We start from the raw sequence: 23,336 nt of genomic DNA on the forward strand, positions 1-23,336 counted from the left end.
CGCGGCCACTGCACGTGTGGCTGACTGGAACCAGGTCCTGGGAGGGTTGATGCTGACTCGATGGCGACTTTTCCTGATGGTTCATCAGAGAGTGGTGCTGGGGACGCAAGGGCCAGCAGGTTGGCGCCAGGGTCGCCGTGTCAGACGGATCTCAGCAACCCACATCACGGATGCGCACGGCACTCGCCGCGTCCCTCCGTGCCGTTCGGGCGGGTTCCTCGGTGCGGTGGAATCGCCCTGACGCGTCGCGGCGCTGACGCCAACTCTGCTCGCTGGCTTGCTATTTGCCGTCGCTGGATGGCTGGGGCAGTGACGCGGGTACGCGGGTGAGGTGGAAGAAGAAATCCGTGGGGGATTCCTTCTTGTCCATGACGCACAGCAGGACGTTGTCGGTGAGCCGGCGGAAATGGTCGATGATGGGCAGCTGGTCATAGACCATCGCCGTGGACTGCTTGCCGCGGTAGATGACCTCATGCAATGTTGCGAGGCCCATCTCCTCGTACGAGAAGACCGTCCCGTCCTCGTCGCGGCACAGCAGCGGCTCCACGTGGTCGGCGTCGACGAACCGCTTGCCGTACCACCGCATCTTCGTCAGCAGCGCGGCGTTCTCGCTGGTGTGCTCGAACCCGCCACCCTGCCAGGTGCCGAGGAGGAGAGCGGTGTCGACCGGTTCGAGCCGGTCGAAGAGCTCTGCCAGCTTCGCGTTGTCGCACTGCCCTCCGGACGCGATGACGTCCAGAACTTCCTGCTCGATGCTCATGGCCGGGGCCTCCCTCGGTTGGGGAACGAACGGGGTGTGCCGGGCGTGCGCGGCGCTTCCCGGTCCGCCCGGCAGGGAAGAGGTGGCGGCCCGGCCGGGTCGTACGGGGTCGAAGCGGTGGTACATCCGGGCGTGCCAGAGCGCCACCCGCTCCAGTGCCACCGCGGAACCGTACCCGGCGGCTGTGAGCGGAGCCAGTGCCCGCCGGCAGCTTTCGAGCGCTGCCTCGGCGCGCTGGTACGCCTCCTGCTCGGTCAGGCCGATGGCGAGTGCGTCGGTTTTCCCCTCGGACTGTTCCCGTTGGTGGCCGCGCAGGTCGTTGAGCAGACGGATGGCGGTCGCGGCCTCGCGCAGCGCGCCGAGCAGCACGGGAAGGCGTCGGGGCAGACCTGGCTCGTCCATGAGGGCCCACAGGGCGGTGACCTGTTGTTCGACGCCAATGGTCCAGGCGCCGTGCCGGAGATAGTCCGTCAGCCGGGGCACGCCGCCACCGGCGGCCGCAGTCCGGGCCGTCTCGCGTTCGCATTGCATGCCGATGAGCGTCTGATGCATGCTTTTCCGCCAGACGGCGGTGAGTTCGGGCCGGCCGTCGCGGTGCAGGTCCCGGGCGATCTCCGCCAGAGCGCGCGTCATGGGATCGCTGCTGTCGCTGCCGCGCCTCGCGAGGACCTGGTGCCAGGCCCGGACGTGGGTTGGGGTCCTGTCCGGGCCCACGGTGTCCGCTGCACCCGGTGCGTCCGCCGCATCCGCCGCATCCGCCGCGTCCGGTGCGTCCAGGACATTGTCGACCGCCATCAGCCAGACCGTGAGCCGGGACATCTGGTAGCAGGTCTCCGGCGGCAGCCAAGGGGTGAAGAACGCAGTCTGAAGGCACATCAGGGGAACCAGTGCGGTGTCCACGGGCAGCCCGAGCTCTTTGAGCCAGATCTCCAGTCGCGGCATGCTCTGCAATGCGGCTGAGCATGTGTCCGCTATGGAGACGATCTCCCGGGGAGGGTGGCTGTGCGGTCGCGAAGTGTCCACGCCGTCAGGCTACGTCCCGCGCTCGTGCGTGTTCCTGAGCTCCGTGCTTTTCGGCATGCACCCGGACCGGTGCACGCGCCGCAGCCGCATCGCCTCGCTTGCCCCCGGCGGGCCAGCAGCGCGTCGGGCCGTCGTCCACGCCAATGAGTCACGCCGGTGAAGCACGACGATGAGTCACGCCAGTGAAGCACGCCCACGAAGCGGAAGCGGAACTCGGGAAGACAGGGGTCAGATGTCAACAGGACCTGCGTTACCGTCCATACCGGACGCCCATCTCTCGCCCACGCTCGCAACACGGGTGAGCCGTGCGCTGGCCCTCGCCACCCGGCACACACTCTCCACCCAGCGGGACAACGGCTCATGGCTGGCCACCCCCGACCCTCGCATCACTGAGACCGCACTGTGCACGCTGGCCCTGGCGCGCTCTCCCCACCCCGGCGCCGACCGAGCCGCCGAGCGGGGCAGGGCGTGGCTCGCCAACGGTGCCGCCCCGCAGAACCACCATCCGGTGGCCCACGCCGTAGAGACCGCCCTGCTGTCCCTGGCCCTGGACACCGGCGGCCCCATCGACGTGAGCCACCCCTCCTTCGCGGACCCGACGCTGTCGGCCCGTGCCCGGCTCCTCCAGGCCATTGCCCTGTACACCGGCCGAGCGATCAGTGGCGGCACCGGTCCCGCCGCACTGCGCACCCTGCTGGCCACCGCGGTCGCAGCCCAGGGGCGGCTCAAGCGCTGGACCCGGGTGGAAGTCTGGTCTGCGCACGCACTGGTGGAGACCCACTTCGGCGACCGGACGTCCGCCCGGCACGCCGCCAAAATGGTCGCCGACCAGCAGTCCCCAGCGGGCGACTTCTTCGCCAATCCGGTCACCACCGCTCTCGCGGCGCTCGCGCTCCAGGCCGCCGCCCCCGGCACGGCTGCCGCCCGCCGCTGTGCGGAGTACCTTCTCACCAGCCAACTCGCTGACGGGACCTGGCGCTTTTCCCACAGCGATGTCTGGGACACCGCGCTGACCGTCCGCGCCTTCCACGGCGCAGCGGAATTCGACCGCCACGGGCTTCCGGCCGCCGTCGCGTTCCTGGTCGCGGCACAGAACCCGGACGGCGGCTGGCCGTACCGGCTGGGCGTCGAGTCCGACAATGACACCACCGCGGCCGTCCTGATCGCTCTGGGCGGCGCAAGCGGCGCGCCCGGCACCACGATCCGGTCCGGGCTACGTCACCTGGTCCGGCAGCAGACGGCCGACGGTCTCTGGCGGACCTGGCAGTCCGCCGGGGACCCTCCGGTGGACGACGTGGTGGCGCATGTCGTCACCGCACTGGACCGCCACTCCGGCCGCCACCGCGTGCAACTGGCCGCGGCGCGTGGCTGGCTTGCCGAACGCCTCGGCGAACAGGGACGCTGGCACGCCGGGTGGTACCGGGGGCTGCCATACGCCACCGCCGAGGTCCTTCCCGCCCTCGACGCGGCAGTACCTGCGGGAGGCCACCCCGCCGCCCGGACTCTGGCCGAAACCCGTAATTCCGATGGTGGCTGGCCCGTCGAAGAGGCCGGCCCCAGCACTCCTGCCGCAACCGGACTGGCGCTCGCGGCCCTGGAACGCGGCGGCCTGCTCAACGAGGAACACTGGGCACCGGCGCTCGGCTACCTTGTGGAAACTCAGCGCGACGACGGCACCTGGCCGGGCGTACCGCTCATGTACGGCCCGCGACCGCTCCTCACGCACTACCCCACCCACACCCATGCGTTGGCCGTCGGCGGCCTCTTTGCCGGGCAGCGCCGTCTGCGAACCGCTGCGGTGGCCACCGACTCCGCTCACGAGGAGGGCTGACATGCGGCCGGGTACGAGAAGGACCGGCATGAGCAGAATCGGTGCACGGCTGACCGGTGGACCGGGACGTCGTACCGCCGCCGATGCCCCCACTGATGCCCCCACCGATGCCGCCACCGAAGCCCCCGTTGCCCCCGGCCGCGTGCCGCTGGCCGGGCACGCCCCGAGGATCCACCGTGATGCTCCGGGCTTCTTCCGCGAGCTGCGGCACCACGGACCGGTGACGAAGATCTACATCGGCCCCCGGCAGGTACACGCCGTCAACTCACACGAGATCGTCCGGGAGTTGCTGACCGTGCAGGCCCGCGCCTTCGACAAGGGCGCGATGTTCGACGCCCTGCGCGTGCCTCTCGGCGACGGGCTGATCACTGCCGCCGGCGACCGCCATCTCCGCCACCGCCGGCTGATGCAACCCGCCTTCCACCACGACCGGATCGCCGGCTACGCCCGCATCATGTCCGAACGGTCCCTGGCACGGGCCGCCGTCTGGGAACCCGGTACCACTCTCGACCTGGTGCCGGAGATCCACCGCCTGACGCTCGACATCCTGCTGCGTACCCTCTTCGCGGATCCCCAGGACCCCGAACTGCACACCGCTGTCAAGGACTGGCTGTCCGTCAAGTACCACTCGATGCGCCTTGCCCTCTCCCCGCTGCAAGCCTGGGCGGAACGCCTCCCGCTGTCGGCGGGATGGCGGCCGCCGCAGGCCGGCCCGCTGCGCCGGCTGGTGGCCGTCCAGCACCGCATCATCGAGACATACCGTGCCGACGGCCGGGATCGTGGCGATCTGCTCTCGATGCTCCTGGCCACGGGCGGCCCGGACGGTGGCCTGACCGACGCCGAAGTGACCGACGAACTGATCACCCTGTTCCTGGCCGGTACCGGCACCGTCAGCGCGTCGTTGGCCTGGGCGCTGCACGAGATCTCCCGCCGTCCCGACGTCCAACGACGGATCCACGACGAACTCGACGCCGTTCTCGCCGGACGGCCCCCCGGGTTCGAGGATCTTCCCGCACTGGTCTACACACGACAGGTGCTGACCGAAGTGCTGCGGCTGCATCCACCGTCGTGGTTGCTGATGCGCCGCGCGGTGCGGCCGGTCACCCTCGGCGGCGTACGGCTCTCCCCGGGCGCCGAGGTGTTCTTCAGTCCGTACGCCCTGCATCGCGATCCGCAACTGTACGAGAACCCGGACGACTTCGACCCTGAGCGCTGGTCGCACGACGCCGCCGCGAAGGCGCCGCGCCACACCTATCTGCCCTTCGGAGCAGGCAGCCGGCTGTGCATCGGGGAAGACTTCGCCTGGACCGAACTGACCCTGGCGCTGGCCGCGTTCACCGCTCACCGGCGCCTGACACCGGCCGGCTCCACCCCCGTGCGGACCCTGGTCGGCACCGTCCTGCGCCCGGACCGGCTGCCGCTCACGGCGCATGCCCGCCCGTCCTGATCCGCACGGCCTCTCACACTTCCCTCCACAGACTTTGTCAGGAGCCGCACATGCCAGCACACGCACAGACGTCAGGTGACGGCCCGCAGCCCGGTCGACTACGGGACCGGGTCGCCCTGGTGACCGGCGGCGCCTCCGGGATCGGTGCCTCGTGTGCGCGGCGACTGGCCGCGGAAGGCGCTGTGGTGGTGATCGCGGACCTCGACGAGGACGGCGCGACCCGTGTGGCCCGGCAGATCACCGCAGCCGGTGGCACGGCCCTGCCCCGCCGCATCGACGTCACCGACCCGGACAGCGTCACCCGCGTCGTCACGGAAACCGCCACCTTGCGCGACGGCCTGCAGATCGCCGTCAACAGCGCCGGAATCAACGGCCCCCTCAGCCCACTGGCCGAACTCCCGCCCGCCGACTTCGACACCGTGATGAGGGTGAACCTGTACGGCGTCTTCCACGCGATGCGCTGCCAGCTCCCCGCGATGACCGCCACGGGTGGTGTCATCGTCAACCTCGCCTCGATAGCGGCACATTCGGGCTTCCGAGGGCACGCGGCCTACGCAGCCGCTAAGCAGGGTGTCCTCGCCCTTACCCGGACCGCGGCGCGCGAATACGCCGGCCACGGCATCCGGGTCGTGTCGGTATCACCAGGCATCGTCGACACCCCTATGGTCACCTCGCTGCCGCCCGGAGCCACCGACGGTCTCCTCAACGCCGTCCCCCTGCGGCGGACCGCCCAGCCGGCCGAAGTCGCCGCACTCATCGCGTTCCTGGTGTCCGACGACGCCTCGTACGTGACGGGCAGCGACCATGTCGTCGACGGCGGCTACCTGGCCAAGTAGCCGACCGGAACACTTGCGGGAAGATCCGCGGCAGCAGACCGCTACCTCATCCAGGCAACCGAGTACAGCAACACCAATGTCCCCTACGGACAGCTTCTTGTCCTCGACCCCGGCCCCACACCGAACAGCGAGACACAGGAAACCTCCGTGACCACATCGTCTGTCATGTTCGTCAACGAAGGCGTCTTCGGCGTCTCGGACGACGCCCCAGCGCCCATGGAAACGGTGCGGTGGTCGAACGGCCTCGCCGCTCCGATGGCCCACGGAGCGTGGATCCTCACCGGCATCAACACCGGTCAAGTGCGTGTATCGGCCCAGCGCTTCGATGCCGCACCGCCCATTGAGGCGACCGGCTGGGAAGAGATCGTAGAGGTCAGCGTGCGGTCGGTCGAAGGTGAGCTGCGCATCAACTCCGGTTACGACATCACGCCCGATGACCTTCCCTTGCTCAACCCCCAAGGGCCGGGCTGGTACCGAATGCGCGTCCACGCATCGGGACGTTCGATCAACTCGGACGGTGTCAGCGACGAGCCGGTCGAGGACTACCTCATTGCCGTCTGGCCGCAGGAACCGGCGGAGTCCGTCGTCATCCGCTCCAGCAAGATGATCGATGAGGCACTGCTGGCCAACCCTGCCGGCCCCGGCGCCTGATCCGGTTTTCGGCCTTATTTCCCTGGGTGTCTTTGCCGAGTCGTGGGGCAACGACGAGCGGTGGCTGGCGGTCAACCCGGGCACTCCGTGTGAGGCGTACTTCCCGCCCAATCCGGGGTTGTGGAAGGCGCATGCGGACCGGGGGAAGGGGTCGGACGTGCAGCGTGGCACTCTGCGAACCCTGTGGGTGGGTGCCCCGCTCCAGGGGCCCGTCGCCCACGGGCTTGGGTGCGGGGCGCTGATGAACGTCTCCAACGGAGCCTTGTGGAACGCCATGGGTACTCACGGCAACGGCTACTTCCTGGAGCGCAAAAGCCTGGAACAGTGGTGGGGAGTAACCGACCAAAGCAGCTGGCAAGGTGCACTGGACGGCCTCCTCAAAGGCAAGGGTGTCAGGGGCCCTTGGGAGTTCGTACTGGAGATTCGCAGCTCCCTGTCCCAGCAGTTCGGTGGGCAGGTCGATCCGGGACTGTGGAGGGAGACGGCTGAAAGAGTGTTGCTCCACAGCGCCACCGAAAGGGGCGGTATGGTCTCCGAAGCCGAAGTTGCCGGAGTGAAGCAACTGATCGGCCGCATTACGCGTTACGAAGGCCGTTTTCGCGCGGACGGAATCCTTGCCGCCAACAGTCGCGTGCGGTCCGCGCTGGCGTGGGACTACGGACGGGCTTCCTGTATGGCCCGCTGGGGAGTCGGCGCCCGCTTCACGGATATCCCGGAGGCTGAACAGGCGGTAGTGCACGTCTCACGTCTGAGCAAGATGACCTACAACTCCTGGGAGGAATTCGCGGCCGGCTACATCCTCGGGCGCTGCCTGCACTTCGACGACGAGCAGTTCGGGCACTGGTACACGCAAATGCTCCACGCCCATCAAGTGCTGGCCACCCACGCCGAGAGCCCCTGGCGGACCATCCCCTGGGCATGACCCGTGTACGAGCGGAATGGACTCTGATCAGTCAGCCGCCACTCGCAGCCGGTGACGTGCTCGCGGCCGGCCCTGGCTGATTTCTCTCGGCGCGCTGATGCGCAAGCGCGGCGTGCGACGGCGAACTCACCAGGGCCGATACCCTCGGGCGCCGTCTTCGCGATCTGTCCCTGGCGAGGCCCGCGCTACAGACTTCGTGTGCTCCACCAGTACGCCCGAACCCCTTACCACCTGGGTGTCGCCGACTTTCAGGACCACAGCGGGCAGGACGTACACGGTCTCCTACGCCCTGGCCGGCAACCCGGCGGGCAATCAGGGCGTGAAGACAGGTCAGGTGCTCATTGACGGACAGAACTTCCAGGACTTCTCGTTCGACACTACTGGCAAGACATTCGCCCGGATGGGTGTGGGACGTGGGACGTCAGGTGACGTTCGTGGCCACCGGTGCCTCCACGACCTTGTCGTTCGCCAGCACCACTGCCAGCGGCGCCTAGGGTCCGCTGATCGACAACGTGAGGGTCGGGTCCTGCTGCTCCTGCTCTGCCTGCGCTTCCTGCTCCGGGGGACCGAAGCCACGACTCGTCCGCGGGCCAGCCGCCGATCAGGCCGAAAGGCTGACAGTTGCCGAAGGTCGACGGGCTGCGGCCGAGTTCAGCGGCGATGGCCGGCCCGGATGGTGGCCTGAGCCCGGAGCAGCCGGTCGGCTATATGGTTCCTTGTTCGAGAACCCCAGCTGCATGAGGCGGAAGCATTTCATCACCGTCGATGCAACAGGGCGGACGGCGTAGCCGGGCACGCCCGGGCAGCCCCTCCATGGGCCACAGGTCGTCGTACATCCCCGGATCCGCTTGCTCGTTCACAGATCTGGATGCTTCGTCGCCACGTGGTAGTACCCCGAGTGGAACACCAGAGGGGTACCGCCGTCGGCCTCGTACTGTTCGACCTCGCCGAGGAAGATGATGTGGTCGCCTGCGTCGAGGCGCTGGACGGTGCGGCATTGGAAGCGGGCGACCGCGCCGTCCAGGAGGGGGGTGCCGGCGATGCCGGGAGTGGTGGGGGTACCGCGGAATTTGTCGTCGGCCGGGGTGGCGAACTGGCGGGAGAGGTGGTGCTGGTCGGCGGCCAGTACGTGGACGGCGAAGTGCGAGGCGTCGGTGAAGTCCGGGAGGCTCGGGCTGTTTTTGCCGGGGCACCACAGGACGAGGGGCGGGTCCAACGAGACGGAGGTGAAGGAGTTCGCGGTCATGCCGACGTTGCGGCCGTCGGGGGCGCGGGCCGTCACCACGCTCACGCCGGTGGCGTACTGGCCCAGCGCGCGGCGCAGTTCGCGGCCGTCGAAGCGGGCGGCGTGCTGGGCGCGCTTCTCGGCCAGGAAGCGGTGTGCCTCGGCCTCTTCGAACCACCAGCGGTAGAGGGTGCGCGGGTCGTCGAATCCGGCGGCGAGGGCGCCGGCGACGGAGGGGATTTCGGCCGACGCTGTCAGCAGGTCGTGGTGGTGGGGACTCAGGTCGGTCAGGAGGGAGTTGGTCCAGCCGACGGCCCATTGAGCCCAGCCACGCCAGAAGTTGTCAAAGGTGCGCTGCATCCACTGCGGGGTGAATTCGGCGGTGCCGTGGCGGAGGATGCTGTCGAGGTAGTGGGTCGCGGCCTGGGCCGCGTTGTTCGAACCCTGGCCGGTGATCGGATCGTTGAGGACGACGGCGTCGGCCATGCCGAGGACGTGCCGGCCGGAGGCCAGGCGGGCGACGGGGTGCCGGACGGTCGGAGTGAGCCTGCCGCGCAACACGCCGTTGTTGTCGGTGAGCCGGGCGTGCCGGTAGCGCTCGTATTCGTCGGGGAAGAACCGGTGGAGGATTTCCAGTGAGCGGGTGAGGTGGCCTTCAGGTGTGCGGATGTCGTCCCAGCAGTCCATCGGGCCACCGGGGACGCCTTCGAAGACCATGATGTCGCAGGGTCCGGTGGTGGTGAGGGCCGGGAAGGAGAAGTATTCGCCGACGCCGGGTACGAGGCGGTAGTGGACGGCGTCCTCTCCCTCCCGCGGCGCCATTCCCGTGACGTACGTCAGGGCCAGCGCACGGCGCGGCCGGTCGTACGGGGAGAGTTCGGAGTTTCGCGGGAAGAGTTGGCTCAGCTCGCCCTTGCCCGTGGAGACCACGACGAGATCGTGCGTACGGGCGTACCATTCGAGGTCGTTGACGCCCGCCTCATGCAGCACGATCTCGCCGCGGTCGCCGTCCGCGAACTGCTCGATCCAGGCAGCACACTTGACCCGCTGGTCGACGGAGTGGGCAGGGCCCTCCAGCGGCGCGCGCCAGGAGACGTTCGGAGTACCGTGCGGACCGATGAGAGAGAACGCGATGCCGGAGATGTCCGGGGTCTGGTCCTCCCAGTGGTGCAGGCCGAGTTCGCGCTCGCTCTGCAGCGCGGTGTCGAACATGCACTGGCTGGACATGACCGGGCCGCGACGTATCTCGTCGGGGCCGCGGTCGGTGACCAAGGTGACGTCATAACCGTGTGCCTGGAGTCCCAGGGCGAGTTGTGCACCCGCCTGCCCGGCTCCAACCACCGCGATCCTTCTCATGTCCTGCTGTCCCGATCTGCTTACGTTTGTATCGCTGACGTAGCGTCAGTTTGCTCTGTCCAGCTCCTGACGGGGTCCCTCAGGCGCCGGTCTCCGTCAGGTAGTTCTTCGCGGCGACCGGGTCCATGAACCAGTGGAAGAGGTCGCGCGGGTCGTCGAAGCCGTTGACGAAGCGGGCGGCGATACGGGGGTTGGCGCTCGCCGCGCCGAAGATCTCCAGGACGTGCTGCGGCGGGGCGCCGAGCATCGCGTTGGTCCAGGCCGTGGCGGACTGCGCGTTGTCCCAGAAGCGGCCGAAGGCCAGCTCCATGAACGCCGCGTCGTACGGGCGCTCGCCGTGGTCCAGGATGGTGGCGAGGTAGGAGGCCGCGCACTTCGAGGCGTTGTTGGACCCCTGGCCGGTGATCGGGTCGTTGAGGACGACGACGTCGGCGAGGCCCAGCACCTGCGCACCGGAGGGCAGCGTGGCGACGGGCTTGCGGACGGTCGGCGCGAAGCGGCCCGCGAGGGTGCCGTTCTGGTCGGTGAGCGTGACATCGGTGCAGCGCTCGGCCTCCCACGGAACGTACGTCCGCAGCAGCTCCTGGAACTTCGCCAGCTGCTGGTGGGGGGTGAGCCCGTCGAAGCAGTCGAGCGGGCCACCCGGGATGCCCTCGAAGAACATGATGTCGCAGGGGCCGCTGGTGGTGAGGCTGGGCATGGTGAAGTACTCACCCACACCGGGGATGACGTTGAAGCTGACGCCGGGGCGGTCGGGGAGCGCTGCCATGCCGGTGACGTACGCCAGAGCCAGCGCGCGCTGCGGAGCGTCGTACGGCGAACGCATGGCGTCCCGCTCGAACAGCCCGGCGATCTCGCCCTTGCCGGCCGCGACGATGACCAGGTCGGACTCGGCGGCGTAGCGCTCCAGGTCCTCGATGCCTGCCTCGCAGAGGTCCAGACGGCCGCCGCGGCGCGCGAACTCGCCCATCCAGAGTGGCATCTTGACGCGCTGGTCGATGGAGCGGGCGGTGGCCTCAAGACGGGCGTCGAAGGAGAGCGCCCGGCCGCCCTGGCCGTCGGCGATGTTCACGCCGAGCCCGGCGATCGGCGGGCAGGCGTCGCCCCAGAAATCGAGGCCGAGGTTGCGCTCGTGGGCCAGCGCGGTGCCGAACATGGCCTGGCTGGACATGACCCGGCCCTCGCGGATCTGGTCTCCGGTCCGGTTGGACACGAGGGTGACGTCGAAACCGTGGCTGAGCAGACCGATACCGAGCTGGAGGCCCGCCTGGCCGGCTCCGACGATGGTGATCTTGCGCATGAGGGGGATCTCCGGGGGTTGGGGTGTGCGGTTTTTTGAGCGGTGTCGTGCAGTGCCGTGCAGTGCCGTGCCGTGCGCTGTGCAGCGTTTCGGCACGTGGCGGCGTGAATGAGTGGGTGGCGGTTGTGTGGAAGGCGGCTGCCTGCCGGAGGGGGGCCGGCGGGCAGCCGCGGGAGGCCGGGTCACCCGTAGGACCGGGGGAGGGGCCCCGGGTGACCCGGCCGGCTAGAGGGGCCCGGCCGAATCGGCGGGCCGGGGCAGCAGAGGCAAGGGTGCCGCGACGTGCGGGGGTACGGCCTTGGCGGCCCTCGCCGCGCCGGTCGCGCGTAATAAGCGCAGCGCGTATGCGACGGGCTGTCCGCTGGGCGTGACTCCGCCTCTGACGAGCGCAGTCCGGCCCGGCAGTCCCTGCATTGTTGATTCCCAGGATTCTCTCGGGTCCGCGGTGGTCAGGGGGCAATCTTGGTATGGCAAGATCACCCTCGCTATCCGGATCACGCGGATTGCTGTCCCGATCGCGCATCTCGGCGGTGGAGGTTTATATGCCCGCTGAAGAGTCCCCCCTCGCAAATCACCAGCGGTTCCATACAACGGACATTTGGGAGGCGCGGGCCGAGGTCGGCCGCGCCTTCTGTCCGCATGACCTGCGCATCATGCGGCGTTCGGCGACGCTCGATGCCAGGCTGCACGGCGCACCTTTCGATCGGACGGGTCTCTATTACCTCGATTACGGAACGGAAGTCCGGATCACACCGGGCGATCTGGAGAGCTTTTACCTTGTCCAGATCCCGCTCGCCGGTTACGCCGAAATCACCTGCGGCCGCGAGGAGATTATTTCCTCCCCGGAACTCGCTTCTGTCCCCTCTCCGACCGGAAAGTTGGACATGCGCTGGGGTGACGGCAATCCGCAGCTGATCGTGTGGTTCGACCGATCGTCGCTGGAATCGCACCTGGGCAGTTTGCTCGGCCGCACCGTGCGCCGCCCGCTCCTCTTCTCGCTCGGCATGAACCTCACCACTCCGGGCTCCCGGTCCTGGCTCAACATCGTCGACCTCATGCGCCGGGAGGCGGAGGGGCCTGGTGGCATGACAAGCCAGCCCGTCGTGACAAAGCAGCTTGAGTCACTCCTCATGACCCAGCTGTTGATGGCTCAGCCCAACAACTACACGTCGGCGCTGCTCGGCGAGCAGCCGCGCGTCGCACCGCCGGCGGTCCGCCACGCCATGGAGGTCATCGAGGGACACGCCGCCGAGCCGCTCACGGTCGCGGAGATCGCGGAATGCGTCGGCGTCGGCGTACGGGCCCTTCAGGAAGGCTTCCGCCGGCACCTCGACACGACACCGCTCGCGTACCTGCGCGAGGTCCGCCTGGACCGCGTACGCAAGGAACTCCTGGCCTCCGACCCAGGTGCCGCGACCGTCACCGCCGTCGCCTCCCGCTGGGGCTTCCTGCACCCGGGTCGTTTCTCACTCGCGTACCGCCAACAGTTCGGGGAGTCGCCTTCGGAGACGTTGCGGGCATAGGAGAAATCCGGTCTTTCGACCGGACCGCCCTGTCGATCAGCGGGCGGCGGGCGGCGGACAGGACGATGCAGGCCGTTGTGTCCGTCCTCGGTCCTGACAGTGCCGCTCGGCCTCGACCAGGCAGGGGCGCCAGGCTGGGGCCGGGGGGCGGCGGAGGACCAGGTTTGACGCCGCTGCCAAGCGGTGGCGTCGCAAGCAGGCACCATGAAATCGGGGAGCCGGCGAAATCCGGCACGAAGGGGAGCCGGTATTCGCCCGGCTGCCCTTTCGTGCCGGTGCGAACTCGCCGGCCTCGTGGTCATGACGTCAAGTCGAGAAATTCCCAGTGCGCTTGGGGTTGCGCGCCGCTGAGCCATTTCCCGCAGTTCTGCAGGACCGTGGGGCTTGAGGTGATGTGCTGGGTACCAGTGCCGAGATCACGCAGAAACCGGTCGATCGGCCCGCGCCGGATCGCCGCCGTCCCCGCCCATCGGTGCACCGTCTGACCCACGTCCTGCACGGTCCACGTCGCGTGGTTGAGCGCCAGCCTGAGCAGAGTGTCCTGCTCGGTACTCGGCAACTCGCCCGCATCCAGGGTGTCTTCGATACCTCGCCATACCTCCATCGCCCACGCCCGTGCCGAACGAAGCTTGGCTTCCGCGGTCGCGTACTCCGCGTGGAACTGCGCGGTGTCGACGGCGGCGTTACGAGTGCCGGATTTGGCCGCGGCGACCGACTTCAGTTCATCGAGCAGGCGCCGCCCCACACCGAACGCCCAACCGGTGTGTCCGATTGCGGACATGTTGACCAATCCGACGCGGTAGATCGCGCCGCCGTTGGCCGGGTTCGTCGTCGTGGCGAGATACGTGTGCGTCGCCGGGACAAACTCATCGGCGCAGTGGTAATCAATGCTGTGCGTCGCACGCAGCCCGAGCACATCCCAGTTGTCGACGAGTTCCACCTGCGACTTCGGCATCGCCAGCACCCGCAGCTCCCCGGTGCCCTCGACCTGGATCGCACTGTGGATATGGGTGGCGTGCGCCATTCCGGAGGCGAACTGCCAACTGCCGCTCACCAGATAGCCATTCTCCACCGGGACGGCCCGGCCGGGCCGGGTGCCGTGACCGGCCAACAACGCGTGGTCCCCACCCGCGACATCCGGGAACAAGTCGGCCGCCGCGACGGCGTCGAGATAGGCCGCAGTGGTGCCGGTCATCAACTGCAGCGCCATCATCGTCCAACCGGCCGCGGAATCGTGGTAACTGACCCGCTCGACTGTCTCTATCAATTGGCGTGGGGAGAACTCGTAGCCGCCAAGGCTCTGCGGCAGTGCGGCCCTCACGACCCCAGCACCCAGCAACGCCCGCGCGATGCCCTCGGTGAGTCTGCCGAGTTCCTCGGCCGCGTCCGCGTCCGCGTCAAGGGCCTCGCCGAGTGCGTCAATCCGCTCAAGCATCACGGGAAATTCCGGGCTGACATGCAATCCGATCGAGACCGCCATGGATAGTTGCTCCTCGCTGTCAGTATTGAGTCAGCGTCACCATAGGGGAGGAACCGCCGCTGTTACTGGGCCTGCCCAAGGAATTCCCCTGCTGAGACGGGGTGTTACGGCGCGATCTGCGCCTTCCAGGAGGAAGCCGAGGAAGCCGGCTTTGGTGGCGATCCGGCGGGATGCCGGACCGGCGACGGAGTGGGTGATGCGCAAGCGATGGAGTCCACGGTCTTGGAAGGCCCAGTGGCTTACCTCGGATGCAGCGCAACACTGTCGAGCGGTGTATCGACCGCCTCAAGCAATGGCATGGCCTGGCGACCCGCTACGAGAAGACCGCGACCATCTACCTGGCCGGACTCCACATCGCGGGCATTTCCCTCTGGTCCGCCCGATGACAAGTGAACTGCCTAGTCGGCACGGAGGACCAGGTCGAGGAGGCCGGGGAAGTGGGCGTCGAACTCTTCGCGGCGCAGGCGGTTGAGCCGTTTGGTGCCCTGGTCGCGCTGTTCGACGAGGCCGGCGTCGCGCAGGACGGAGAAGTGGTGGCTCTTGGCGGCTCTGCCGACGGATACGTCGAAGTTGCTGCAGCTGAGCGTCCAGTCGGGGTGCTCCGCCAGAGTGCGGATCAGATGCATGCGCACAGGGTCCGCGAGCGCGGACAGGGCGGTGAGCACGGGGACGTCGTCGGGGTGGGTGTGCACGGGGGCCGGTCGGCGCCCTGTGGCTTCAGCCTGTTTCGACATCCCTCTGCCTCCTCCACGGCCCTCGCACTCTTGCGAGATGTTCGATACCCATCGTACATTGCTATTGTTCGCTTCCGGTTGAACATTTCCCGGCAGGCAGTTGACGTCGCCGGCCGCCTACAAGAACCACGGACCGGGCGCCCCCATGCCCGGGCCCAGAACCGCGGACGGAGAAATGCAGCAAAGAAGTGTGGACCAAGGATTCTCCGCCGTCGCGGGCAAGGTGCCCGCGCCCTGTCTCGTGCTGGCCGGAGTGAGCGGGATCCAGTTCGGAGCAGCCCTCGCCCCCAGCGCCTATCCCCAGGCAGGAGCCGCGGGCGTGGTGTTCCTGCGACTTCTCATCGCCGGCCTGATCCTCTGCGTGCTGTGGCGCCCGAGGCGCCAAGCACTCAAATCGGCCAAGGGAGCCTGGAAGACCGTGCTCGCCGCCGGAACCCTGCTCGCCGGACACCACATCGCCTTCTTCGAAGCCGTCGACCACATCCCGCTCGGGATCGTCGCCACGATCGAATTCCTCGGCCCCTTCGCCATCGCCCTCGCCGGCTCCCGCCGCGCGCTCGACCTGCTCCCCGGTTGCCTGGCCGCAGGAGGCGTGCTCCTGCTCAGCGGCGGGGGCAGTACCTCTCTGCCCGCGGTCGGCCTCGCCCTGGCCGCAGGGGCGGCCTGCTGCTGGGCCGGGTACATTCTGGTCTCCGCCCGCATGGCCACCCGCCTCAGCGGCGGCCAGGGCCTGGCCGTGGCCATCGCCTGGGCGGCGCTGCTCAGTGCCCCCTATGGCATCGCGCGCGCCGGCTCCGGCCTGCTTGACCCGCACGTCCTGTGGGTGGCGGCCGTCGTGGCAGTGGTATCCAGCGTGCTGCCGTACTCGCTCAACCTGGAAGCCCTGCGCCGGATTCCGCCGCGCGTCTTCGGCGTACTGACGAGCCTGGAGCCGGCCGCGGGCGCCCTGTTCGGCCTGCTCGTCCTCGGCCAGCGCCTCGACCGGTACCAGTGGCTCGGCATCGCCGCAGTCGCCTGCGCCTCCATCGCCGCCACCTACCTGGGGCCCGGAAAGCGCAGGATTTCACGTGTCCGGGCAACGAGCGGCTCTCTCACCTCCCACCGATCCGCCGATGGCGGCTGCGGCCGCGCCCGAGTACCCCAGCCAGGAGCCATCAGCCGGCTGGCAGCAGGCCCTCGCCGCACACCGGGCGAGCCGGATAACCATGGTGGTTGATCCCGGGATTCGGGCGGCCGCCGAGCGGCAAGCACGCGACCGAGCCCGCGAAACCGAGCAACTCTTCGGTGACGGCCGCGCGGGCGACGCCTGTGAGCGGTTTATGAGCCGAACATGAGCCATGTGGCCGAATATCGGTGGTGTGCCGGTCGCAGTGGCAGTCCCTTAGGGCCGCCTGGCCGGCGGGGCTCCGTTCCTGGCCGGTTCGGAGCTGACGCACACCTCACTCACCCCGGGTGTCGCTTTCCCGGGACGGCAGCACCTGGAGTCGTGAACGGAACCGCAGGACGTAATCGCGCTTCAGGTGGAAAGTAGGGACGCAAAAAATGAACATACGAGTACGCAATGTTCTCCCGTCCGGCAGAGGCCGGCGGGCAAAGGCGGTCGCGGTGGGATCGATGGCCCTCGCGGCGACGCTGTGCCTGTCCATCACCCCGGCGCAGGCGGACGGTGGCGGCGGCGGTTGGGTGACCGACCCGCCGGACGTGCCCGTTTCCCAGGGCGAAGGCATCTGGAGCACCCCCGAGAAGGTCGCGGAGTTCCTCGCCGACTGTGGCCAGGACTGCACCTTCACCCCCACCGCATGGGTCAGTGAGCCGACCGAGGGCACGCCGACGAAGGTGGGGGACTATCGCGACAACTGCACCACCGAGAACGCGGACTTCAAGCAGGGCGAGGCGGAGACCACCGGCGAAACGACGGTCGTCGGTATGTCGGTCGGCGCGAACCCCGTCTCGGTGCTGCCGAAGATCGAGCACACCTGGTTCAAGCAGAGCACGGAGAGCAGCGATACGACGGGCACTCTGAAGCCCGGCGAGATCGGTTGGGTCGACGAGGTGTCGGTCACCCGGAAGGCAAAGGGCAACTGGCACCTCAACGGCGTCGACCAGTCGAACCCCTTCGCTCCCGTGAACGAGCACAACTTCCATGGTCCCCACGACTTCACCGATGTCGAGGGGGACATCACCTACAAGATCATCAGGATCCAGTCCCGCCCCATGACCGACGAAGAGCGCACCAACCGCTGCGGCAACACAAGCCCCAGCTAACCGAGTTGGCGCGTAATCCGGCGGCCACCGACATTCGGTAAACGGCCCCCACTCGGGACGAGGGGCCTGCCACCCGGTGCAGATCGCGAGCCCCGCACCGGTGAGCAGGAGCCCTCACCACCCCCGGCCACCTCCTCGGCCGAGAACACACCAGCCCCAGGTCACTGACCTGGGGCTGGTGCCGTGGAGCGGGCGACGAGCACGGCCCCCGGCAGGAGACGGCCGATGCCGCTTGAGCCGTCCTGGCGGGTGCCCGCAGTGCTGTAGCAGCACGAGAACCGGTCGAACTGATCGAGGCACTCAGCGGCCGTCGTAAGGGCACCTGGATCCCGACCACCCGCCACCCGTAGAGCCGACCGCAGGCGGTTGCGCACAAACGCGCAATTCGGAGACGTTCGTCGTCATCCCGCGCGAACTGCTGACCCGGTTCGCCCCCCTGCGGAGTGAACGCCTGCCGGACCTACGTGACACGGCATTTCGCCGGGTGCCGTGGAACGCCTCGGGTCAGGGGTGGTGACCTCCCGATTCGGGGTGCTGCGCGGCGTAGCGAATCAGGTGTTCTCGCCCGTCCGGTACGAACTGCCAGAGGGGGTCGGACAGTTGGGCGTTCAGTTCGCGCCAGGGCAGCCACCAGCCGTCGGCGACCTCTGTCGGCTGGTGGATGATCGGCCCGTGCCGGCCCGGGGTGTAGAGCGTTTCGTAGGCGTACGTCAGGTAGTTGGTGTATGCGTCGGTGTACCAGTGGCGCATTGTGGGGCGTAACGCGCAGCCCCGTAGCCCCAGTTCCTCGGCGAGTTCGCGCTCGGCAGCGGAGAGCGGCTCCTCGCCGGCGGCGATCACCCCGCCGACCCAGACATCGTGGAGGCCGGGATAGAGGTCCTTGGTCCTGGTGCGTCGGTGCACGTAGATACGCCCGTCGGCGTCGCGCACGAGGATCTTCACCGCCGCGTGCGGCAGGTTCTCGGCCCTCACCCGGCTCCTGCGCGCGGTGCCGACGACCCGGCCGGGCACCTCGTCCTGGGCGTAGAGGGCGACGATCTCTTCCATGTTCAACTCCCCATCCCGTTGGGATCCCTTGGGCAACCGCGACATCAGGTCATCGTCGTCGCCTCACCGAAACTTCCCCGGACGCACGGCGGGGCACGCCGGATCAGGTGGGTTCCACCAGCACCGTGCCGAGGTGACGGCCCGCCATCAGGTCGATCAGCGCGCCGGGGGCCCGGTCGAGACCGGTCAGCCGTACGTGCGGGAAACGGACCGTACCGTTACGCAGCGCGCCGCTGAACTCCGCCTCCCAGCAGTCGACCGACGCGTGGTGGTCGACGGCCGACAGCCCGCTGAGGGTGATCCCTCGGGAGACGAGCCACAGGTTGTCGACGGTCGCCTCGGCCCGGGTTCCGCCGGCGGCCTGGTCGCCGAGGGCACCCACCACCATGAACCTGGCCCTGCGGCGGGCCGCCGCCAGGGCGGCCTCGAACTGCTCGCCGCCCACCGTGTCGACCAGCACGTCGATGCCGTCCGGCGCCGCCGCGCGCAGCTGCTCCCCGATCGAGCCTTCGCCTCGCACCAGCACGGCGTCGAAGCCCAGCTCGCGCTCCAGATAGTCGGCCTTCCAGCGGGATCCGACCGTTCCGATCAGCCGCCCGGCACCATGCAGCCGGGCGAACTGGCCCGCGACACACCCGACCCCGCCGGCCGCCCCGGTGACCAGGACCGTGTCGCCGGAGCGCACGCTGCCGCCCCGGGTCACCGCCAGCCAGCCGACGAACCCCTGGGAGAGGCATGCCGCGGGATCGGGCCATCGGGCCGAGTCGACCCGTCGTACGGCGTCGGCGGGCAGCAGCGCGTATTGCTGCCAGCCGAAGTCGTGCCGGACCAGCTCGCCGGGGCGCAGTCCGGTCCCCGGTGCCTCGACCACCTCGCCGAGAGCGGCGCCGCGCAGGGCCCGGCCCGGCCGGCAGGAGGGCATCGGCAGCACCTCGGCATCCGCCATCAGGGTGCGGGTGGCAGCACCGATCCGCAGCACCAGATTCCGCACCAGCACCTGGCCGGCGGACGGTCGGCGCAGTGGGACCTCCACCGTCTCGAAATGCTCCGGCCGCAGCTCCCGGCCCGGGTGGGCGGCCAGCCGGACCTCACGGTGGACGGCGGGCGGCGCGAGGGAGCCCGTGCCGCCCTCTGCCGCCCCGAACCCGCTGCTGCCCGGGCGGCCCTCGGGACCCGGGCGGCCCGCGGCATCCGCTCCGGGTGTGCGCCGCGCCATCGGCGTCATCCCCCGAACCCCGGCCGGGCCACCACCAGTGCGGTGATGAACACGCCGAGGTAGCACCAAGCCAGGAAGCCCATGGCCGGACCGGGCGGCCAGGTCGGCGTGCGCAGGGAGGCGAACCGTTCGCCTCCGCCCCAGACGAAGCCCAGCGCGGACAGCGGAAGCCAGCCCGCCAGCGCCACCGCGCCGTGCAGTTCCCAGGGACGCACCAGGGCGAGCGCCAGCCCCACGGCGCCCAGCGCGAAGCCCGAGGTCAGCGCCACCGAGCCGCGCAGGCCGACGACGTTCGAATAGAGCGACGCACCGGGCACCACGCGGGCACCGGTCTTGCGGGCGAACTCGTAGTGCAGGAAGACGCAGGCACACAGCAAGGCGCCGAACACCGCGTCCGGCACCGGACCGGTGCCAGTCGCCTGCCGGAAGGACAGCCAGATGTGCACGCTGAGCAACGCCTGCACCGGATAGCTCACCAGCAGGTTGACGAAGATCCGGTCCCGTACCCTCGCCGACCAACGCTCCAGCTGGACCAGGAAGCAGATGTACCCGAGGTCCAGCAGCAGCCATCCGGCCAGCAGCGGTGAGCGCCAGCCGGTGAGCGCCAGTTCCGCGACGACGATCAGTACCATGGCGGCCCGCAGTTCCACCACGTCGATCGCGCCGCGCGGCAGCGGCCGGTCCGGGTTGTACTGCCGGTCGTACTCCAGGTCCTTCTGCTCGTCGACGACCCGGATGAACAGCAGCGCCAGATAGACGGTGGCGATCTCGGTGAGGAGGGAACCCCCGAGTCTCCAGTCCGACTCCGGCGCGAGCACCGCCAGTGTGCCCTGGAGGGCCAGGACCCACAGCACCGCATAGGTCAAGTAGATCCGGGTGGGGGCCCGTTCGGCGAAGAAGGCGCGCAGACGGAGGGCGCTGCGTGCCACGGAGCGGGGTTCGTCCGCCGGGCGAGGGCGGGACGCGGGGCCGGTCACGGAAGAGGGTGTCATGCCTCGTCCTCCTCAAGGATCGTCACCGTGCCGGCCGCGCCGTCCATCTCGACGCGGGTGCCGTCCGGGATGCGGGTTGTCGCGTGCTGGAGCGCCACGATGGTGGGGATGCCGAACTTGCGTCCGGAGATGGCGGTGTGCGACAGCAGGGTGCCGCGCTCGACGACGATGCCGCGGGCGGACAGCATCAGGAACAGCCAGCCGGGGTCGGTCTCCCTGGCCACCAGGATCATGTCGTCCGTGGGTTCGCCGAGCTGATGCGGGTCGACAACCACCCGGGCGGTGCCTCGCACGACGCCCCCGCTGGAGCCCAGGCCGTGCAGAGTGCCCTCGGCGGCCGTGCCCCGGTTCGGGTCCGGTAGCCCGTCACGGACGGGTCCCATGGTCACGAAGTCCATCGGCAGTTCGGCGCCCCGGGCGTGGTACTCGGCCCGGCGCAGGGCCGCCAGGCCACGCAGGTCGTCGGTGACCGCGGTACCGTCGTAGGTGCCGAGGATCTCCTCCTCGGTCAGGTGAACCACGTCCTGCGCCGATTCCAGCAGACCGCGCGCGGCCAGGTCAGCGCCGAGCCGGTGGTACACGTGGCGGGCGAAGCCGAACAACTCGCTGCGGTTGTAGCGGGTGTTCTCCCGGATGTTGATGTGCCGGCGCTGCGCGGCCACCACCGCGCGCAGCACCCGGCGGCGCAGCGGGTGTCCGGTGAGCAGGCCGGCCAGTCGGTGTTCGCCGGCCCGCCGGGCTTCGGCCTCGCGGGTGCGCAGCAGTTGCCGCGTGAGGTCGCCCCGGGCGTACTCCGCGGCCGTGCGCAGGAGCTGGGACGGTTGGTCGCGCGGTAGCAGCACCTCCAGCTTCAGTTCTTGCAGGCCCCGGTCGCCGTGGAGTTCCACATGCGTCCGCAGCCGGTCGGCGAGATCGGCTCCGTAGGCGCCGTCGTCGACCTCCTCCCACACCTCCTCGGCGGTCTTGACGGCGAGCGCGTCGAGCACCGCCGGTATGCCGCGAACCCGTTCGGCGATGTCGATGACCGACATCAGGATGACGACGCTGCGGTTCTCCTCCCCGCCGCACAGCAGGTCGCTGTGGAGCCCGGGGTCGGCCTGCGGCAGCCACCGCTCGAACAGCCGCATGGCCAGCGTCTCGTGCATCTGGAGCAGGATGTCGTTGACCAACGTGATGCCCCAGCGGCTGCCGGCTTCCCGCCACAACGACCGCATCAGCTGGACCAGTTGCAGCGGATCGGCCGTCGTGGCCGCGGTCCGGTGCTCGGCGAGGGTCCGCTGCCACCACGCCTCGAAGTTCCGGGCCGCCGCGCCATGCGTCAGCAGGCTCACGGCCAGCCGCACCAAGGCCGCCGAGGTGGCGGGCAGTTGGCCGGGACAGGTGAGGGGCGGGGTGGGCCGGACGTGGGTGACCGACGGCGACATCCCCATCATCCGTTCGAAGCTGCCGCGCCACAGCGGGAAGGTCCTGCTGAGTCCGTGCAGGGTGTACCAGACGCTCAGCGAGTAGTAGACCCTGCCGCGCAACAGCCCGATCATTCCTCGTAATTCGCCCTCGTGCCGGTCGAGCACCGTGCGGCGGACGCCGAGCCTGCGGTAGAAGTCGTGAAAGTCCTCGCGGTAGAAGCGCTGGGCGAAGGAGTAGGTCAGCGCGGTGGTGACGTCCGGGTAGCTCTCGGTGATGTTGGCGTTGCTCCACAAGCGCTGGCGGTCGAGCTCCAGCACCACCGGCCGGGCCTGCAGGATATGCAGGGTTCCGTCGGCGGTGAAGGTCCCCTCGATGTCCTGCGGGCAGCCGAAGAGTCTCTCGATCCGGTCCCCGGTCGCCACTACCTTCCGGATCTGCTCCTCCGTCAGTACGGCCGTGTCGCACAGTTCTTCAGGCACCGGTGCCGTCCGCGGTCCATCGGCGAGCCGCTCGGGGTTCTCCTCCATCAGCTGCGTCTTGTGCGCGAGCACCGACCGCACAGCGTCGTCGCGCCGGCTGATGAAGTAGTGGTCGACCGGCACCTTCTCCTGGACCACGCCCTCACCGATGCCGAGACCGGCGGCGAGAACCCGGTCGCGGGCACCGGTCAGCGGATCGCAGGTGAACAGGACGAAGGAGCGGCGGCCGAACTCCATGCGCTGGACGCCGACGGCAACCTCGAACCCGTGCTGCGTGCCCCCGCGGGCGGCGCGGTACAGCAGCGCCTGCGGGCCGAATGCGGAGGCCCAGCACTGGCGTACCTTGTCCAGCAGTTGGTCCCGCGTCACGTAGAGGAAGCTGTCGCTGATTCCGGCGAACGCGTCGTGCGCCGAGTCCTCGCCGGCCTGGGCACCGGACCCGACGACCGACGAGCGCACCGAGACCACCGCGCCGGGCCCGAACTCCTGGTCGAACGCCTCATATAGCTGCCGTTCGGCCGCCGCCGGCACCGGTGCCCTCAGCACCATCTCCCGCAGGATCGAAGCCTTTTTCTCCAGGGCCTCGGAATCCCCGGCGTCGACGTCGACGAGCACGGCGTCCACGTCGGCGCGCACGGGGCTCAACACCTGGGTGAACACGGCGGCCGACAGGCAGAAGAACCGGGGCACCGGCAGACCGGCCGCCGCCATCCGCGCCTGCCGGGCGAATTTCGGCCCGACCTCCGCCTCATTCAGCAGTGCGCGTCCGCGCAGCACCGGCCGCCGACCGGCACTCGGTGAAGGCTTCGATATGCGCAGCGAAAGGAGTATATTCATAGAGC

General features: G+C 69.2%; 18 protein-coding genes and 1 pseudogene. 10 read left to right on the forward strand and 9 right to left on the reverse strand.

The features are described 5' to 3' along the window. Positions 1 to 280 precede the first annotated feature (280 nt). Positions 281 to 1,783, reverse strand: a complete 1,503-nt coding sequence (locus NUT86_RS39650) for a DUF4334 domain-containing protein (protein ID WP_274740224.1) — start codon at positions 1,781 to 1,783, stop codon at positions 281 to 283. 298 nt (positions 1,784 to 2,081) lie between these two features. Between NUT86_RS39650 and NUT86_RS39655 the strand changes: the two genes are divergently transcribed. The 6 genes and pseudogenes from NUT86_RS39655 to NUT86_RS39680 all read left to right on the forward strand — a co-directional run. Then, positions 2,082 to 3,614 carry a prenyltransferase/squalene oxidase repeat-containing protein gene (locus tag NUT86_RS39655; RefSeq protein WP_274740225.1) on the forward strand — a complete coding sequence of 511 codons (1,533 nt, stop codon included), beginning with the start codon at positions 2,082 to 2,084 and terminating at the stop codon, positions 3,612 to 3,614. Between the two features lie 28 nt (positions 3,615 to 3,642). After that, entirely contained in the window at positions 3,643 to 5,061 is a 1,419-nt protein-coding gene (locus NUT86_RS39660; protein WP_274740226.1) for a cytochrome P450, read from the forward strand. Between the two features lie 50 nt (positions 5,062 to 5,111). Beyond that, entirely contained in the window at positions 5,112 to 5,897 is a 786-nt protein-coding gene (locus NUT86_RS39665) for an SDR family NAD(P)-dependent oxidoreductase (protein WP_274740227.1), read from the forward strand. Positions 5,898 to 6,062: 165 nt separating this feature from the next. Next, on the forward strand, positions 6,063 to 6,548 hold the full coding sequence (locus tag NUT86_RS39670) for a hypothetical protein (protein WP_274740228.1): 486 nt from the start codon (positions 6,063 to 6,065) through the stop codon (positions 6,546 to 6,548). 241 nt (positions 6,549 to 6,789) lie between these two features. Then, positions 6,790 to 7,470 (forward strand): DUF1266 domain-containing protein, encoded by a 681-nt coding sequence (locus NUT86_RS39675; RefSeq protein ID WP_274740229.1) that lies wholly within the window; start codon positions 6,790 to 6,792, stop codon positions 7,468 to 7,470. Positions 7,471 to 7,705: 235 nt separating this feature from the next. Beyond that, positions 7,706 to 7,964: pseudogene (locus NUT86_RS39680) on the forward strand (DUF642 domain-containing protein); the annotation flags it as partial. A gap of 362 nt (positions 7,965 to 8,326) precedes the next feature. On the opposite strand, the gene NUT86_RS39685 reads toward NUT86_RS39680, so the two are convergent. Further along, a complete protein-coding gene (locus NUT86_RS39685; RefSeq protein WP_266447049.1) occupies positions 8,327 to 10,051 on the reverse strand; it encodes a styrene monooxygenase/indole monooxygenase family protein in 1,725 nt (574 codons plus the stop codon). Positions 10,052 to 10,130: 79 nt separating this feature from the next. Then, positions 10,131 to 11,351, reverse strand: coding sequence for a styrene monooxygenase/indole monooxygenase family protein (locus tag NUT86_RS39690; protein WP_266447052.1), 1,221 nt, complete (start codon positions 11,349 to 11,351; stop codon positions 10,131 to 10,133). Positions 11,352 to 11,893: 542 nt separating this feature from the next. Between NUT86_RS39690 and NUT86_RS39695 the strand changes: the two genes are divergently transcribed. Continuing rightward, a complete protein-coding gene (locus tag NUT86_RS39695) occupies positions 11,894 to 12,874 on the forward strand; it encodes an AraC family transcriptional regulator (RefSeq protein WP_018093183.1) in 981 nt (326 codons plus the stop codon). 298 nt (positions 12,875 to 13,172) lie between these two features. On the opposite strand, the gene NUT86_RS39700 is transcribed toward NUT86_RS39695, so the two are convergent. Next, a complete protein-coding gene (locus NUT86_RS39700; RefSeq protein WP_274740230.1) occupies positions 13,173 to 14,354 on the reverse strand; it encodes an acyl-CoA dehydrogenase in 1,182 nt (393 codons plus the stop codon). 248 nt (positions 14,355 to 14,602) lie between these two features. Between NUT86_RS39700 and NUT86_RS39705 the strand changes: the two genes are divergently transcribed. Then, positions 14,603 to 14,740, forward strand: coding sequence for a transposase (locus tag NUT86_RS39705; RefSeq protein ID WP_159483579.1), 138 nt, complete (start codon positions 14,603 to 14,605; stop codon positions 14,738 to 14,740). A 12-nt stretch (positions 14,741 to 14,752) separates the two neighbouring features. Here NUT86_RS39705 and NUT86_RS39710 read toward each other — a convergent pair whose 3' ends face one another. Then, entirely contained in the window at positions 14,753 to 15,088 is a 336-nt protein-coding gene (locus tag NUT86_RS39710; protein WP_266447058.1) for an ArsR/SmtB family transcription factor, read from the reverse strand. A 175-nt stretch (positions 15,089 to 15,263) separates the two neighbouring features. Here NUT86_RS39710 and NUT86_RS39715 point away from each other — a divergent pair, with 175 nt between their 5' ends. Both NUT86_RS39715 and NUT86_RS39720 read left to right on the forward strand, forming a co-directional pair. Further along, positions 15,264 to 16,304 (forward strand): EamA family transporter, encoded by a 1,041-nt coding sequence (locus NUT86_RS39715; RefSeq protein WP_266447061.1) that lies wholly within the window; start codon positions 15,264 to 15,266, stop codon positions 16,302 to 16,304. A gap of 326 nt (positions 16,305 to 16,630) precedes the next feature. Continuing rightward, positions 16,631 to 17,353 carry a hypothetical protein gene (locus NUT86_RS39720; protein ID WP_148587854.1) on the forward strand — a complete coding sequence of 241 codons (723 nt, stop codon included), beginning with the start codon at positions 16,631 to 16,633 and terminating at the stop codon, positions 17,351 to 17,353. 504 nt (positions 17,354 to 17,857) lie between these two features. Here the strand turns inward: NUT86_RS39720 and NUT86_RS39725 are convergent. The 4 genes from NUT86_RS39725 to NUT86_RS39740 form a co-directional block, all read right to left on the reverse strand. Continuing rightward, complete coding sequence (locus tag NUT86_RS39725) at positions 17,858 to 18,400, reverse strand: NUDIX domain-containing protein (RefSeq protein ID WP_266447064.1); 543 nt, start codon at positions 18,398 to 18,400, stop codon at positions 17,858 to 17,860. A 103-nt stretch (positions 18,401 to 18,503) separates the two neighbouring features. Continuing rightward, positions 18,504 to 19,616, reverse strand: a complete 1,113-nt coding sequence (locus NUT86_RS39730; protein ID WP_159483574.1) for an MDR family NADP-dependent oxidoreductase — start codon at positions 19,614 to 19,616, stop codon at positions 18,504 to 18,506. Positions 19,617 to 19,621: 5 nt separating this feature from the next. Further along, the gene (locus tag NUT86_RS39735) at positions 19,622 to 20,608 is read right to left on the reverse strand and encodes a hypothetical protein (protein ID WP_018093175.1); all 987 of its coding nucleotides are present in this window, start codon (positions 20,606 to 20,608) and stop codon (positions 19,622 to 19,624) included. Then, positions 20,605 to 23,331 (reverse strand): PEP/pyruvate-binding domain-containing protein, encoded by a 2,727-nt coding sequence (locus tag NUT86_RS39740; protein WP_274740232.1) that lies wholly within the window; start codon positions 23,329 to 23,331, stop codon positions 20,605 to 20,607. Before NUT86_RS39740 ends, NUT86_RS39735 begins: the two co-directional genes overlap by 4 nt. Positions 23,332 to 23,336: the final 5 nt, after the last annotated feature.

Origin of the sequence: Streptomyces sp. G7(2002) (assembly GCF_028870195.1) — a bacterium.
GTDB classification, from domain to species: Bacteria; Actinomycetota; Actinomycetes; order Streptomycetales; family Streptomycetaceae; genus Streptomyces; species Streptomyces nigrescens.